Genomic DNA, 16,524 nt, shown 5'->3' with positions numbered 1-16,524 from the left:
TTAAGGCTTGTCCATTGAAAACCTTTATTTTTATGTTGTATTCTTAAAATATGGTTATAAAACAAGATGGAATTTATACGCATGTATTATCGGAAAATATATCTGAATTTGATAAGAATAATATAATAATATATTCACAAGAGCCTTTAAAAGTAAATTATGCATACAATGGTTATTATAATTGTCCGTTTGAATGGAAAAAAGAAAAATTTGTTTGTGTAGATTTATCATGTAATAAATCTTTTGATTTTGATCATTTACTAAAATATCGTACTTTTTGTATTCAAAATCATTGTTCATTTATATTCTATAAAACAAGTGAATATTTAAAAGTAAATGGGAAAATGTATCATATTGATTCTACAAATCAAATAGCACAAGCAAGAAAAGCAAATATTGATTTTATTTATTATCCGATTTTTGATAGGTTATTGAAATCAGAATTTCGTAGTTCTTTTCATTTAAATAAAAAAGACATTCAATATATTCATGAAAAGGGAATTCATTGTATTAAACAACATGCCTATGATTTTGTGAAACAAAAATTAAAAAACAAATTGGAAAATGATGGTAAACAAACGCCAATGAAAGGACATCCTGTATTTAAGGCTATGCATGCTTGTGCTTGTTGTTGTCGAAGTTGTTTGTATAAATGGCATAAAATTGAAACTGATCACGTTTTAAATGAGAATGAAATAGATTATATAGTAAATGTATTAATGTCTTGGGTTGATATAGAGTTAGCTAAGACAAACTAAAAAAACTATTTAATTTTCTTGCAAGTCTTTAAAAAAAACAAAAAAAACAATATAATAAACATGTATGTGAATATAAATAATAAGGAGGAAGTTTTTATCATGCCTAGAGCAAGAAAATCGATGGATGGTAATCAGGCTGCCGCTCATGTTGCCTATGCGTACACAGAAGTTGCTGCAATTTACCCTATTACACCATCAAGTCCAATGGCTGACTTCGTAGATCAATGGTCTGCTGCTGGATTAAAAAACATTTTTGGTAATCAAGTTGTTGTAAGTGAATTACAATCAGAAGCAGGTGCTGCTGGAGCCGTACACGGTTCATTAGCAACAGGTGCTTTAACTACTACATTCACTGCATCTCAAGGATTATTATTAATGATTCCTAACATGTATAAAATCGCTGCTGAACAATTACCTTGTGTATTCGATGTATCAGCTCGTACAGTTTCTACACATGCATTAAATATCTTTGGAGATCACTCAGACGTTTATGCTTGTCGTCAAACTGGTTTTGCTATGTTATGCGAAACAAACCCTCAAGAAGTTATGGACTTATCTCCAGTAGCTCACTGTGCTGCTTTAGAAGGTAAAGTACCATTCATTAACTTCTTTGATGGATTCCGTACTTCTCACGAAATTCAAAAAATTGAAGAATGGGATTACGAAGATCTTAAAGAAATGTGTCCAATGGAATCTGTTAAAGAATTCCGTGAACATGCATTAAACCCAGAACACCCAACTATGCGTGGATCACACGAAAATGGTGATATTTTCTTCCAACACCGTGAAGCATGCAATAGCACATATGATGCTTTACCAGCTGTTGTTGAAAAATACATGGGTAAAATCAATGAAAAATTAGGAACAAACTATGATTTGTTCAACTACTATGGAGCACCAGATGCTGATCGTGTAATCGTTGCTATGGGTTCAATTAACGATGTTATTGAAGAAGTTATCGATTACTTAACAGCTAAAGGTGAAAAAGTAGGGGTTATTAAGGTTCGTTTATATCGTCCTTGGTCATCTAAACACTTATTAAAAGTATTACCTAAGACAGCTAAGAAAATTGCTGTATTAGACCGTACAAAAGAACCAGGTTCATTAGGAGATCCTCTATACTTAGATGTAGCTACTACATTACGTGAAGCAGGATTAAATGATATCGTATTAAATGGTGGACGTTATGGATTAGGTTCAAAGGATACTCCTCCTTCAAGTGTATTTGCCATTTATGAAGAATTAAAGAAAGAAAATCCAAGACCTCGTTTCACAGTAGGTATCGTGGATGATGTTACAAATCTTTCTTTACCAGAAGTTAAACCAGCTCCAATCACTTCAACTCCAGGAACTGTAGAATGTAAATTCTGGGGATTAGGTGGAGACGGTACAGTAGGTGCTAACAAGAACTCTACTAAGATTATCGGTGACCACACTGATAAATATATCCAAGCTTATTTCCAATACGATTCTAAGAAAACAGGAGGAATCACAATTTCTCACTTACGTTTTGGAGATAAACCAATTCGTAGTCCATACTACATCAACCAAGCTGACTTCGTAGCTTGCCACAACCCTTCTTATGTTGTTAAAGGATATAAGATGGTTCAAGATGTTAAACCTGGTGGTGTATTCTTAATCAACTGCCAATGGTCTGACGAAGAATTAGAACAACATTTACCTGCAGAAGCTAAAAAATACATCGCAGATAACAACATTCAATTGTATACAATCAATGCCATTGATAAAGCAATTGAAATTGGTATGGGTAAACGTACAAATACTATTTTACAAGCTGCTTTCTTCAAATTAGCTAATGTTATGCCAATTGATGAAGCTGTTGACTATATGAAAGCTGCTGCTAAGAAATCATATAGTAAAAAAGGTGATGCTGTAGTTGAAATGAACTACCGTGCAATTGATGCTGGTGTTGATGCTACTCATAAAGTTGAAGTTCCTGCTTCATGGTCTAACCCTCAACCAGATGCTGCTAAACCAGAATTAACTGGACGTGAAGCAACTGTTAAGATGGTTAAAAACATCATGGAACCAGTTAACATCATGGATGGAGATTCATTACCAGTTTCTGCATTTACAAACAATGCCGATGGACAATGGGAAACAGGTGCTTCTGCTTACGAAAAACGTGGAACAGCTGTTACAGTACCTGCATGGGATGCTGCTAAATGTATTCAATGTAACCAATGTGCATTCGTATGTTCACATGCTACAATTCGTCCATTCTTATTAACAGACGCTGAAGTTGCTGCTGGACCTGAAAATATGGTAGTAGCTGATACTAAACCAAAAGCTGGTGAATACAAATATATCATGAGTGTTTCACCATTAGATTGTATGGGATGTGGTGAATGTATCACTGTATGTCCTACTAAAGCAATTGAAATGGTTCCTCAAGCTGATCAAGCTGACCAACAACCAGTATTCGATTACTTAGTAGCTAACATTTCTAAGAAAGATTCTGGATTTGCTGATACAACAGTTAAAGGTTCTCAATACAACCAACCATTATTAGAATTCTCTGGTTCATGTGCTGGATGTGCTGAAACTTCATATGCTCGTTTAGTTACCCAATTATTCGGTGAACAAATGTATATTTCAAATGCTACAGGATGTTCATCAATTTGGGGTGGACCTGCTGCAACAAGTCCTTACACTGTAAACAAAGATACTAAGAAAGGACCAGCTTGGTCTAACTCATTGTTCGAAGACAATGCTGAACATGGATTCGGTATGGCTTTAGGACAAAAAGTATTACGTGAACAAGTAATCGAAAAAGTTGCTGGATTAGCTGAAAATGGTTCAGAAGAATTAAAAGCAGCATTTGCTAAATTCTTAGAAACTAAAGATGATACTAAAGCAAATACACCTGCTACAGAAGCATTAGTTGCTGAAATCGAAAAAGTTGATTCTCCATTAGCTGCTGAAATCCTTGAAAAGAAAGATTACTTAGCTAAGAAATCTGTATGGATCTTCGGTGGAGACGGATGGGCTTATGACATCGGATTCGGTGGATTAGACCATGTATTAGCTTCAGGTGAAAACGTAAACGTTATGGTATTCGATACAGAAATGTATTCAAATACTGGTGGACAAGCATCTAAAGCATCTAACATCGGTGAAGTATGTCAATTTGCTGCTTCAGGTAAAGAAATGAAGAAAAAATCATTATCTGAAATCGCAATGAGCTACGGATATGTATATGTTGCACAAATCGCTTTAGGAGCTAACCCTGCTCAAGCTGTTAAGTGTATCGCTGAAGCCGAAGCTTACAATGGACCATCATTAATCATCGGATATGCTCCATGTGAATTACATGGTATTGCTAAAGGTGGTATGAACCACTGTCAAGACGAAATGAAGAAAGCTGTTAGTGCTGGATACTGGAACTTATTCTCATTCGATCCTTCTAAGAAAGAAAAAGGTCAAAATCCTTTCACATTAACTTCTAAAGAAGGTAAATGGGATGAATACCAAGCATTCTTAAATAACGAATCTCGTTATTCACGTCTTGTTAAACCATTCCCTGAAAGAGCAGAAAAATTATTCGCTAAGAATGAAGAAGCTGCCAAAGAACGTTGGGAACACTTACAAAGACTTGTTGAATTATATAAATAATTAAAAGGTCGAAGAGCTTGTAGAATTCTACAAGCTTTTTTTTTATAATAGAAGCGGTGAGTGTTATGATGAAATTTATGTTTGACTGTGACGATACATTATATGATTGTCAATGGCCATTTAAAATGGCCGTAAAAGAAATTCTTCCGGAATTATATTGCGATGATTTATCCGATTTTTATCATTTATATCGCAAAAAAGGCGATGAAATGTTTGATCAAGTTCAAGATGGAACTTTGGATCCATTTACGGCAGGAATTCTTCGCATCGAAAATACTTTAAAGGCTATGAATCTAAGTATTTCAAAATCACAAGCGGAAAACTTTCAAAAAGTATATAAAGAATATCAATATAAAATTCATATGGACCCGGCTTTAAAAAATTATTTAATGAAGGAAAACTATGAATATGCGATTCTTACAAACGGGGAAAATCAACATCAAAGAAATAAATGTCATTCTTTGTCTGTTTGTGATTTTGTCGATGAAAAAAATATTTTTACTTCTTCACAAATTGGATTTGCTAAACCTGACATAAGAGCTTTTCAATTTGTTCTAGATCAAATGAATGAAAAATATGAGGATTGGTATTATATTGGTGATAATTATGTGAATGATATGGAAGGTGCTAAAAAAGCAGGCATGAAAACGATTCACTTTAATCGTCATAAAAATATAGAAGGACCTTGCTCTGATTTTGTTGTTTATAACGAATATGAGTTAATTCAATTAATGGAAGACTTAAAACATTTTAATCTTTAATTTTTTATGATATATTTAATGTCTGAAAGGAAGAATCTATGTATATTTCAACTATTCATGAATTTAATTCATTGGAAAAATTAAAAACAAATGGAATTGATGGAATTATTATTGGTATTCCGCATTTTTCAATTCGTTGTTGTAATGTTGTTCCTTTAAATGAAATAAGAAAATGGAAAGAAAAATGCCATGAATTAAATTTAAAACTATATATTAATATATTAAAATTTGTACACGAACAAGAAATTCCTTTATTAATTCAAACGCTAATGGAACTAAAACAAATTGCAGTGGATGGAATTTATTTTGCGGATGAAGGTGTTTTATTTGAAGCTAAGAAATTAGGAATGGAGCATTTGTGTGTATATCAACCTGAAACGTTAATTACTAATTCTTATGATATTGATTTTTATATGTCACAAGGAATTCAGTCAGTAAGCTTAGCTCATGAATTATCAATTGATGAAATCAAAAAAATTGCGAATCGCAATAGTCAGTTTGAAATCTTGATTTCAGGTTATTATTCTATTTTATATTCAAGAAGACCATTAATCACAAATTATTGTGAAGAATTAAATATACCAAAGAATAAGTCTTGTTATGAGATTATTGAACAAACAAGACAAGGAAGAATGCCGATTCTTGAAGATGAAAATGGTACATATGTTTTTAGTGAAGAACCAATGAGTAGTTTAGAACTTATGGATCAATTAAAAGCATGTCATATTAATAGATTTAGAATTGATTCTATATTTAAAGATGATGATTGGACGGTAAAAGTAATTCAATCTTATTTAAATGATGGTCGATTTGTTGAAGGATCAAATAAATGGTATTATCAAGAATCAATTAAGAAAAAGGAGAAAACATATGAATAAAATAGAATTGTTAGCTCCTGCTGGAAACTTAGAAAAAGCTAAAATTGCGATTTTATATGGTGCGGATGCGGTTTATATTGGTGGTAAACAATTTTCTTTGCGTTCACGTGCTTCAAACTTTGATATAAAAGAAATTAAAGAACTAGTTGACTTTGCGAATATTCACAATTCACATGTTCATGTAACCGTGAATATGTTGCCACATGAAAATGATTTAGAAGGATTAAAAGAGTATTTATTGGAATTAGATAAAGCAGGAGTTCATGCCATTATTGTTGCTAGTCCTGCTATTATGAAAATTGCTAAAGATTTACATGTACACTATGAAGTTCATGTTTCAACTCAGCATTCATCGACGAATTCAAGTGCAGTTCGTTTTTGGAAAGAACAAGGCATGGACCGTGTTGTGTTAGGAAGAGAATGTGAATTAGATCAAATTCGTTCGATATGTGAAAAACAAATCCTACCAATTGAGGTATTCATTCATGGAGGAATGTGCATTTCTTATTCAGGTCGATGCGTTTTAAGTAATCATTTAACTTTGCGTGATGCCAATCGTGGAGGATGTGCGCAAAGTTGTCGCTGGAAATATCATTTGATGGATGGAGATTCAGAAATTAGTAATCCTGATAATTTATTTTCGATGTCTTCTAAAGACTTACAAGCGGTTGATTATATAGAAGATTTTATTAAAATGGGCGTCGTATCATTAAAAATTGAAGGAAGAATGAAGTCGGCTTACTATTTAGCGACTGTGGTTTCGTCTTATCGTCATTTAATTGATTATATATATGAACATGGATCGGCTTCAAAAGAAATTATTGAACAAACAAAAAAAGAAATTGCCAAAGCTGAAAATCGTCCAACGGGACCAGGTTTTTATCAAGGAATTCCAGATCACAATGTACAATTGTATCAAGAACACGATGAAACAGTAACACAAGAGTATGTGGCGTTTGTATTGGATTATGATCAAAATACACATGTGGCAACCATTCAAGTAAAAAATCATTTTGTTCCGAATGGATATTTTGAAATTTTTGGTCCTAATATTTGTTCAACTAAAATTTATATAGGAAATGTATATGATACAGACCATGAAATGGTAGAAGTTTGTAATAAACCAATGCAAATTGTAACGACAGTCATTGATGAGAACGTTGAACCAATGGCAATGATTCGTAAAATTAGATAGAAAGAGGTATATATGAAGTTAAGTAAAAGTTTCTTTTATACATTACGTGAAAACGCACGCGATGAAGATAGCGTTTCAAGTAATTTATTAGTTCGTGCTGGTATGATTAAAAAGACTTCCAATGGAATTTATATGATTATGCCAATGGGTAAAAAAGTTTTATCCAAAATTGAAAATATTATTCGTGAGGAAATGGATGCCAAAGATGCTCAAGAATTATTGATGCCTGCTTTGATTCCAGAAGATGTATATGTTCAATCTGGTCGTCGTGAAGCATTTGGTTCTAATATGTTTTCTTTAAATGATCGTTATGGAAAAAAATATGTTTTAGGGCCAACTCACGAAGAATTATTCACTGTAGCAGCAAGTATGGATGGAAAGAGTTATAAAGATTTCCCATATAATTTATATCAAATTCAAACAAAATATCGTGATGAAACACGTCCTCGTTTTGGTTTAATTCGTGTTCGTGAATTTATTATGAAAGATGCTTATTCATTTGATATTGATGAAAAAGGATTGGATGAATCATACCAAAAAATGTATGAAGCTTATTGTCGTATTTTTGATCGTTTAGGATTGAATTATAAGATTGTTAAAGCGGATACAGGAGCAATGGGTGGATTGTTATCAGAAGAATATCAAGCCATTAGTCAAATTGGAGAAGACATTGTTGTTGGTTGTGAAGGATGTGATTTTTCAAGTAACTTAGAAATTACGGAAGTAATGGATGTTATGGAAGATGATCCTTCTCAAGAACTTGAAAAAGAAGTTGTTTATACACCAAATGCGAAAACAATTGAAGAAGTAGCTGCTTTCTTTGGTAAAGAAGCAAAAGATTTTGTGAAAACGTTGTTATACAACGTTGATGGAAAAATTATTGCCTTCTGTATTCCAGGAAATCGTGAATTAAATGAAACAAAAGCATTAAAAGCATTACATGCCAATGAAATGGAAATGGCTTCGTTTGAAGATGTAGAACGTGTAACACATGCTCGTGTTGGTTTTGCAGGTCCAATTGGAATTGATTGTCCAGTATATATGGATTGCCAAATTAAACATATGAAAAACTTCATTGTAGGAGCTAATCAAAGTGATCACCACATCAAAAATGTAAATTGTAGAGATTTTACACCGGTGGCAACATTAGATTTATGTCAAGTACAAGAAGGGGATGTATGTCCAGTTTGTGGTAAAAAACTTACTTTTGATCATGGTATTGAAGTAGGTAACTTATTTAAATTAGGTACTAAATATTCAACTAGTATGGATTTATTATACACAGATCAAAGCAATCAATTACAACCAGTTTGGATGGGATGCTATGGAATTGGTTTAGAAAGATGTATGGCTGCGGTTTGTGAACAACATCATGATGAAGCAGGTATTATCTGGCCAGAAGAAATTGCTCCTTTCAAAGTAGCAATCGTGCAAATTTCTGATAAAGATGAAACACAAACTAAGGTTGCGAATGATTTGTATAATAATTGCATTTCAAAAGGATATGATGTATTATTTGACGATAGAAAAGAAAGACCTGGAGTTAAATTCAAAGACATTGAATTAATTGGTGTTCCTTATCGTTTTACAATTGGACGTAAAGCCCAAGATGGTATTGTGGAATTTGTTTCACGATATGACAATGAGAAGAAAGAAATGAGTATTGAAGAAGCTATTCAATTTATTGATGAAAAATATAAATAGAAAGAAGGATTATTATGTACAGTGATGCAACGTTTTCACGTACTTCACAACATTCTTTAGTTGTGACTTTTGCATGGATGGTAGTCGGATTATTGATTAGTGCGATTACTTCAATTGTATTTTTGGCTTCGGGATTAGTTTATTATGTATTTACCTCTAGATTCCTATCAATTGCCTTAATGCTTGCTCAAATTGGAATTGCGATTTATTTTAGCTCTGTATTAAGTTATGCTAGTTCAGGAAAACTTAAAGGATTATTTGTTCTATATGCCATAACACTAGGAATTTCCTTAACACCGATTTGTCTTTCCTATGGACTAGGCACAATTAGTTTGGCTTTTATTGTGACAGCTATTTATTTTGCTTGCTTGGCTGTTGTAGGTATGACAACTAAAAAAGATTTAACTAAGCTAGGAACGATTTGTTTGTCAGGATTGTTCGCATTGATTATTACACAAGGATTATTGGCACTATTCAGAATTCCAATGTCAACGCGAATGATTTGTATGATTGGTTTACTTTTGTTTACGGGTATCACTGCATGGGATATGAACCGATTAACAAGGTTATCATCGTTTTCAATGGTTGATCAAGATCGTTTTTCTATTTACATGGCGTTAGAACTTTATTTAGATTTCATTAATATTTTCTTATATATTTTACGTTTATTAGGAAATAGACGAGATTCATAGACTGATTTTATATCAGTCTATTTTTTTAAAAAAATAATAAAAAAATGCTTGCATTATGATATCCATTTAGCTATAATAATTAGGCAGTTAGTCAACTGCAAAACAAATAAATCAATAAATGGTTCCGTAGCCAAGAGGCTAAGGCAATAGACTGCAACTCTGTGATCATCGGTTCGACTCCGATCGGAACCTCCATATTGATGGGGTCGTGGCGGAATAGGCAGACGCAACGGACTTAAAATCCGTTGGTGGTAACACCGTGAGGGTTCAAGTCCCTCCGTCCCCACCATTTTGATTGAGACAAGCGAAAGTTTGTTTTTTTTATTTAGTTGAAAAAATTTAAAATTTTTTCAACTTTTTTTTTACAAATTTAAATTTTTGTCGAATATATATAATGGAGGACATAAAATGAGAATAAAACGACGGTAGAAAAAAGAAACAAATGAATATTAAGGAGGATTTTATGATTATTAAAAAATTAATTCCTTTATTAATGATTTTTCTTTTATGTATTCAATTTGTTCCTGTCTATGCCAAAGACAATTTAAATCTAACCAATTACGATGCAACCAGAATTACTTCTGATGAACAAGATGAAATATTAAACGACTATAAACGAGGAAATAAAGATTTATATTTAGAACAAAGAAAAGAGATTGCCAATCAAATCAATGCCATTGATTACGTCGATGAACAATATTTCATTACGGATTCATTTTATGAAGAATACAATTCAACATCAATGTTGATACCACTTGGAGCATCTATCTTAATTAATCCAGATAGAAATTATTCATCTGGCATTTCAGGCGTTTCCTTATACGCATCAGATCCTGTCATTAATTATTTTTGGGAAAGTGCTCTTGTACAAATTCCTACTAACTATGGAACCGCAACTTTAACTGGAGGAGTATGGGAAGTTGATGGGCATTTAGCTTTTTGTGGACAAGCAAACTATGCAGCTCCTAAGGCTGGATATGTAATGAATCCACCAATCAAAGTTGAGAATAATGATAACTTAAGAAAAGTACTGTACTATGGTTATAAATGTCCAAGTGATCGTATTACTCAAGCCGTTGGTGGAGATATCAATAAAGCAGCTTGTATTACGAATGAACTTACATCTTATGCATACTCAAATACAACGATAGCAGGAACGGCAACAGGTGGTAATCATATGGTTGCTAGACAATATTCGTGGATATTTAAATTACCATCTCCACCAGAAAATTTTAGTGTTTACGCTGTTACAAGCAAGAACACAGGTATTAATTGGCAAGGAATCTCTACTAAGTGTCAAACATTGATTTATTATCAATTCGAAGAAATGGGAACACTAACACTTCAAAAAAATTCTTCAAACCCTTCCATTGAAAATGAAAACTATTCTTTATTAAATGCAGTATATGGAATCTATAGTGATGCGAACTGTTCAAATCTTATAAAGAAAATCACACTTGATACAAACCCTAAATCCATTGAATTACTTTGTGGTACGTATTACTTAAAAGAAATAAGTTCACCGAGTGGGTATTTACTTAGTGATAAAAAAACGAAGATTGAAATTTTAAATAAACAAACAACAGCGATAGAAGTTGAAGATGAACCTATTACATATTCTTTTGATTATTTATTTATAAAAAAAGATAAAAATAAAGATATCCCATTATCTAATGTTCAATTTGAAGTAAAATTCTTTGATAAATTAACAAATGAATGCTTAAAACAATGGATTTTAAAAAGTGATGAACAAGGAAAAGTAATTCTTGATGAAAGTCATAAAGTAAGTGGAGATAGTTTTTATACTCAAGATGGTATGAATGTTTTACCAATTGGTTACATAACAATTCAAGAGCTAAGTACTATTGATGGATATATATTGAATACAGAAAAAATCGAAAAACAAATTAATGAATCATTCCAACCATTTGACATACTCAATGAAAAAAATAGTTTAAAAATCATTAAAACAGATGGGGAAAATGATATGCCTTTAGCAAACGTTGAATTTGAACATACATTTGGAAATCAAAAAGAGATTTTAAAAACCGATGATAATGGTCTTATTCAATTAGAAGGATTACCAAAAGGAAAACATACACTCAAAGAAACAAAAACAAATCAAGGATATGAATTATCAAATGAGATTATTGAATTTGAAGTTAAAGAAGATGGTCAAATTTTTTATGAACAAAATGTAGTTACATCTATAAATATCAAAAATAACATTCTTCCTTTTACAATTCGCATAAAAAAAGTAAATGAACACAATCAAAGCCTAAAAAATGCGCAATTTACTTTGTATGATGATTCAGATTGTAAAGAAGTCGTTGATGTTCAATACTCAGATGAAAATGGATTCTGTGAGTTTAAAAATTTAAAAAACAATGAAGATTATTATGTAGTAGAAACAAAAGCACCAGATGGATATGAAAACAATGAAAATATCATTGAAGTAATTATCGATGCTTTTCCTCAATATAATTACTACAACATTTTAGTTAATGGAGAATATACTTCCATAAACGAGAACACACATACGATTACATTAACCATTGCGAATAAAGAATTAGTCTTCTTGCCAATTACAGGGTCTATTGGTCAATTAGGAATGATTGTATGTGGTGTCTTATTAATGATTTTAGTTTTAAAAAAAGGAGAAAACAATGAACAATAAAAAAATATTTAAAATGTTTGCGATATCAACAATGGCCTTAGCCTCTTTCACAACAATAAGTGCTTTAAGTCCTTCCATAACACTTTATGCCCAGGAAAATACAGTTACAACACAAAATGGTGTTGCGAACTTTAATCAAGGTCAAGCTTCTATTGTGATTAAACCTAATAAAAATCAAAGCCTAGTCTCAAAACAATTTCGTTTATATAAATTATTTGATGCCAAAGTGACAAGTAATTCTGTGAACTATAGTTTTAATGAAACATATAAACAAGCTCTACAAAATGTAGTGGGATCAAAACTATCTAAAGAAGCTAGTAAAGTATCTGAATATGAAGTAATTGATTATATTCAAACGATGACAGATAACAGTAATGAATTGCGTTTATTTGTAGAAGAACTAAGAGACGAAATTGTTTCTTTGAATTTAGATGGAACTTTAATCAATGTAGTAGATACACAAAGTGATGGTTCAATTCGTTTTGAAGGATTAGCACAAGGATATTATTTAACAGATGAAGTCACAAATGTACAAAATCAACATAGTGCAGCATCATTAATTATGCTTGAAACAGCTTCTCAAAGTGCTACGATTCAAATTAAATCAGATTACCCAACAATTACTAAAAAAATCAAAGAAGACGATAACAATATAGGATGGAATGATATTGCGGATTTTGAAATTGGACAAAATGTTCCATATAAATATGAAACCTATGTTCCTGATATTATGGCGTATAAGAGCTATAAAATGGCTTTTCACGACATTATGGATGAAGCCTTAACCTTTGATGCCAGTTCAGTAAAAATCACAATAAGTGACGCTTCAAAGAGCTATACACTTACTTCTAAAGAAATGAATATCAGTGAAAATGTGAATAACGAATCCTTTGAGGTTACGATTGATGATATTAAAGAAATTGTAGATAGAGAATTCACAAGTGGGGTATATGGACAAACTGTTACTTTAACATACCAAGCTACATTAAATGATAAGGCAAGCACTCGTACTGGGCGTGCAGGATTTGAAAATAAAGTTCGTTTGGAATTCTCAAATAACCCAGACAGTGATGGTTCAGGAAGTACTGGATTAACACCTTGGGATACTGTTGTTTGTTTCACATTTAAAATGAATGGATTGAAAATCGATGATGAAAACATCAAGTTGGAAGGGGCAAAGTTCCGTTTATATAGAGATGAAAATTGTACAAATGAAGTGTATTTAAAACAAGGTGAAGGACAATACATTGTAATGAATACAGATCATGTTGATTCTACAAAAGCTGTAGAAATGATTTCAAATAAAGAAGGAGTCTTTAATATTAGTGGATTAGATCAAGGAACATATTACTTAAAAGAAACCCAAGCTCCAGATGGATATCGACAATTGAAAGATCCAATTAAAATTGAAATTACACCAGAGTATTGTACAAATCGAAATGAATACATTGAAAATCAGGGAAGTAGCGACCTAGTATTAAAAAATTTAAGTGCGAATGCCACAATTAAACAATTCTATAATGGCTCTTACAGTGAGTCTGAAGATTCTTTACAAACCAATGCCCAACATGGTTCCTTTAATTTAAGTGTTGAGAACCAAGAAGGAAGTAGTTTACCAATTACAGGTTCAAATACTGTAATATTTATGTTGTTGGCTGGTTGTGGCTTAATGATTTTAAGTATGAAGAACCGTAAACAAAATGAAGAATAAAACCATAAATCGTTTTATTTTCTTGATGGGATTTTTACTTTGTATGTATCCTTTATTTTCGTCTATTTATGATCAGCACCAACAAAATAAAATGATTTCTACTTATTTTACATCAGTAGAACAATTTAGTGATGAAGATTTAACACAACAAATAGATGAAGCAAGACAATACAATGAAAATTTGTATAGAGGATATGTTGTTTCTGATTATGAGAAAATTATGTGTTTGACGGATAATGGTATGATTGCGCAAATTCAAATTCCCTCCATTAATGTGTCGCTGCCAATCTACCATGGAACTAGTGAAGATGTCCTTTCTGTTGGCGTTGGACATCTTCCTTCTTCCTCTTTTCCTGTAGGTGGAATCAATACCCGTGCTGTTTTAACAGGACATAGAGGCATGGCAAGTGCTAAATTATTTACGCGGCTGGATGAACTTGAAATCAATGACTATTTTTATATCAATGTAGGTAAAGAAGTATTAGCTTACAAGATTATGGAAATTGAAGTTATCGAGCCAGAACAATTAGAAAAGTTATCGATTGTAGATAATGAAGATTTAATATCATTGGTAACTTGTACACCATATGGCATTAATACGCATCGCTTGGTTATAACAGGGAAGCGTACACCATATTCAAGGGAAGCGAAGACAAAGACAAAACATATGTCATTAAGAGAATCTTTATTTGTTTTAATTCCGATTATTTTATTAATTCTATACTTTTTAAAAGGGAAAGTTTATGAGAAAAAGAATTGTACTTAGTATTTTATTTTTATTTATTGTTTGTATACCTGTTCAAGGGCAATCTAAATCATTTTTGACAATTGATTATAAAAATCATGAAGATGTTCAATATGGTTTAAAACAATTTGCGTATTATGATAGAAATCAATATATTTCAAAAGATACTGATATTGATTTTAATAAGTCAATGACTTCTTTACAGCAAGAACAATTGGCATATAAATTATCACAAAATATGAAGTGTGATTATTATTTAGATTATGAGCACAATAAACTATTGTTAGATAATGGTGTATATGTATTGATTGCGATGAATCAAAAGATGACTCCAATGTTAATTTATGTAAAAGAGAATGTTTGTATTGAACCTAAAATAGATGATTCTATTTCAATTAAAATAAATAAAGTAGATCAAAATGGAAAATTAATAAAAGATTCTTGTACGTTTGCTTTAAATGATGAAAATATTTGTATTGAAAGAGTAAATACAAACAATGGAATTGCCATTATTTCAATTCCTAATGGAGACTATACCATTACGGAAGTAAAAGCACCGACAAATTACATATTGAGTAAGGAAGTGATTCATGTTCAAAGAATAGATGATACATTATATGTAAATAATGAAAAGGTGGATTTAAATGATTCAGCTTACACTTTATCGTTTGTGAATCATAAAGAAATAAATACAGCTTTTTCTTTGAATCAAAATAAATGGATTATCCTTTGTATGGCATCGCTTGGTTTTATTTTAAATGGATGTATAATTAAATCAGGTGATAAACATGGAAAAAATATTTAAATTCACATCAAAACAAGATGGCTTAGTTTTAGAAGGAATATGCATGGAACCTGATAATCAGGCAAAAGGCATTATTCAAATTGTTCATGGAATGGCTGAACACAAAGAGAGATATCTTCCTTTTATGCGCTATCTATGTGCTAAAGATTATGTAGTCATTATTCATGATCATCGAGGACATGGACAAAGTATTAAAGAATCGGATGATTTAGGTTATTTCTATGATACAGCAGGTAAATCTATTTATATGGATGCACATGATATTGGTCTTGAATTCAAGGAACAATATCAACTTCCTTTAATTTTATTTGGACACTCAATGGGTTCGTTAGTTGTCAGAGAAATTTGTAAATATTATGACAAAGATATTGATCAGTTGATTGTATGTGGTTCTCCATCTCAAAATAAGGCGGTAGATGCAGCCATTCTACTGACAAAGGGATTATCAAAAATATATGGGGACCACCATCGTAGTCGTTTTATTAATAATTTAGCTTTTTCTTCTTATGATAAAAAATTCAAAGGACTTAAAAATGCCTGGTTAAGTGAAAATGAAAAGAATGTTTTAGTGTATAATGATGATCCTTTGTGTGGGTTTACATTTACTTTAAATGGTTTTTTAAACTTATTTTTATTGATGAAAGATGTTTATGATTTAAATAATTGGAAAATCACAAAACCTCATTTACCAATATTATTTATAGCAGGAAGTGAGGATCCGTGTATTAATTCTAAAGAAGATTGGTTAGAAGCTCAAAATCTTTTAAGAAAAATTGGATACGATAATATACAAAATCATTTATATGAACACATGCGCCATGAAATATTGAATGAAGACAATGCATTACGTGTATATGAAGATGTACTTTCATTCATTGAATATTGATTTTTAAGGAACGAAAGTTCCTTTCGTATTATAGAATTAGAAATTATTAATGTAATATAATCTAATTCTATTTTTA

Annotated in this window: 12 protein-coding genes and 2 tRNA genes; all 14 read left to right on the top strand. The window is 31.5% G+C overall.

Translation table 11 applies throughout. From position 1 onward, the window contains the following. The first annotated feature begins 50 nt into the window (after window positions 1-50). The 14 genes from ACI313_RS06340 (at window position 51) to ACI313_RS06275 (ending at window position 16,448) form a co-directional block, all read left to right on the top strand. Complete coding sequence (locus ACI313_RS06340) at window positions 51-758, top strand: DUF4186 domain-containing protein (protein WP_320608771.1); 708 nt, start codon at window positions 51-53, stop codon at window positions 756-758. Window positions 759-857: 99 nt separating this feature from the next. Further along, window positions 858-4,394: a pyruvate:ferredoxin (flavodoxin) oxidoreductase gene (nifJ, locus tag ACI313_RS06335; protein ID WP_439755570.1), complete on the top strand. Its 3,537-nt coding sequence runs from the start codon at window positions 858-860 to the stop codon at window positions 4,392-4,394. A gap of 65 nt (window positions 4,395-4,459) precedes the next feature. After that, entirely contained in the window at window positions 4,460-5,155 is a 696-nt protein-coding gene (locus ACI313_RS06330) for an HAD family hydrolase (RefSeq protein ID WP_439755569.1), read from the top strand. A 38-nt stretch (window positions 5,156-5,193) separates the two neighbouring features. Beyond that, entirely contained in the window at window positions 5,194-6,033 is an 840-nt protein-coding gene (locus tag ACI313_RS06325) for a peptidase U32 family protein (RefSeq protein WP_320607762.1), read from the top strand. After that, a complete protein-coding gene (locus tag ACI313_RS06320; RefSeq protein ID WP_320607761.1) occupies window positions 6,026-7,228 on the top strand; it encodes a peptidase U32 family protein in 1,203 nt (400 codons plus the stop codon). Before ACI313_RS06325 ends, ACI313_RS06320 begins: the two co-directional genes overlap by 8 nt. A gap of 12 nt (window positions 7,229-7,240) precedes the next feature. Continuing rightward, the gene (locus ACI313_RS06315) at window positions 7,241-8,932 is read left to right on the top strand and encodes a proline--tRNA ligase (RefSeq protein ID WP_320607760.1); all 1,692 of its coding nucleotides are present in this window, start codon (window positions 7,241-7,243) and stop codon (window positions 8,930-8,932) included. Between the two features lie 14 nt (window positions 8,933-8,946). Further along, window positions 8,947-9,624 carry a Bax inhibitor-1/YccA family protein gene (locus ACI313_RS06310; RefSeq protein ID WP_320607759.1) on the top strand — a complete coding sequence of 226 codons (678 nt, stop codon included), beginning with the start codon at window positions 8,947-8,949 and terminating at the stop codon, window positions 9,622-9,624. 120 nt (window positions 9,625-9,744) lie between these two features. After that, window positions 9,745-9,819, top strand: a tRNA-Cys gene (locus tag ACI313_RS06305). Window positions 9,820-9,826: 7 nt separating this feature from the next. Further along, a tRNA-Leu gene (locus ACI313_RS06300) sits at window positions 9,827-9,913 on the top strand. 174 nt (window positions 9,914-10,087) lie between these two features. Then, window positions 10,088-12,301 (top strand): SpaA isopeptide-forming pilin-related protein, encoded by a 2,214-nt coding sequence (locus tag ACI313_RS06295; protein ID WP_439755568.1) that lies wholly within the window; start codon window positions 10,088-10,090, stop codon window positions 12,299-12,301. Next, entirely contained in the window at window positions 12,291-14,012 is a 1,722-nt protein-coding gene (locus ACI313_RS06290) for an isopeptide-forming domain-containing fimbrial protein (protein WP_439755567.1), read from the top strand. The genes ACI313_RS06295 and ACI313_RS06290 overlap by 11 nt, the downstream gene beginning before the upstream one ends. Beyond that, window positions 14,002-14,778, top strand: coding sequence for a class C sortase (locus ACI313_RS06285; RefSeq protein WP_320607755.1), 777 nt, complete (start codon window positions 14,002-14,004; stop codon window positions 14,776-14,778). The genes ACI313_RS06290 and ACI313_RS06285 overlap by 11 nt, the downstream gene beginning before the upstream one ends. After that, window positions 14,756-15,562 carry an MSCRAMM family protein gene (locus tag ACI313_RS06280; protein WP_320607754.1) on the top strand — a complete coding sequence of 269 codons (807 nt, stop codon included), beginning with the start codon at window positions 14,756-14,758 and terminating at the stop codon, window positions 15,560-15,562. Before ACI313_RS06285 ends, ACI313_RS06280 begins: the two co-directional genes overlap by 23 nt. Further along, window positions 15,546-16,448 (top strand): alpha/beta hydrolase, encoded by a 903-nt coding sequence (locus ACI313_RS06275; RefSeq protein ID WP_320607753.1) that lies wholly within the window; start codon window positions 15,546-15,548, stop codon window positions 16,446-16,448. The genes ACI313_RS06280 and ACI313_RS06275 overlap by 17 nt, the downstream gene beginning before the upstream one ends. The last annotated feature ends 76 nt before the right edge of the window (window positions 16,449-16,524 follow it).

Origin of the sequence: Floccifex sp., assembly GCF_051873495.1 — a bacterium.
Classification (GTDB): domain Bacteria; phylum Bacillota_I; class Bacilli_A; order Erysipelotrichales; family Erysipelotrichaceae; genus Floccifex.
This window is presented reverse-complemented; position numbering and strand designations above follow the sequence as displayed.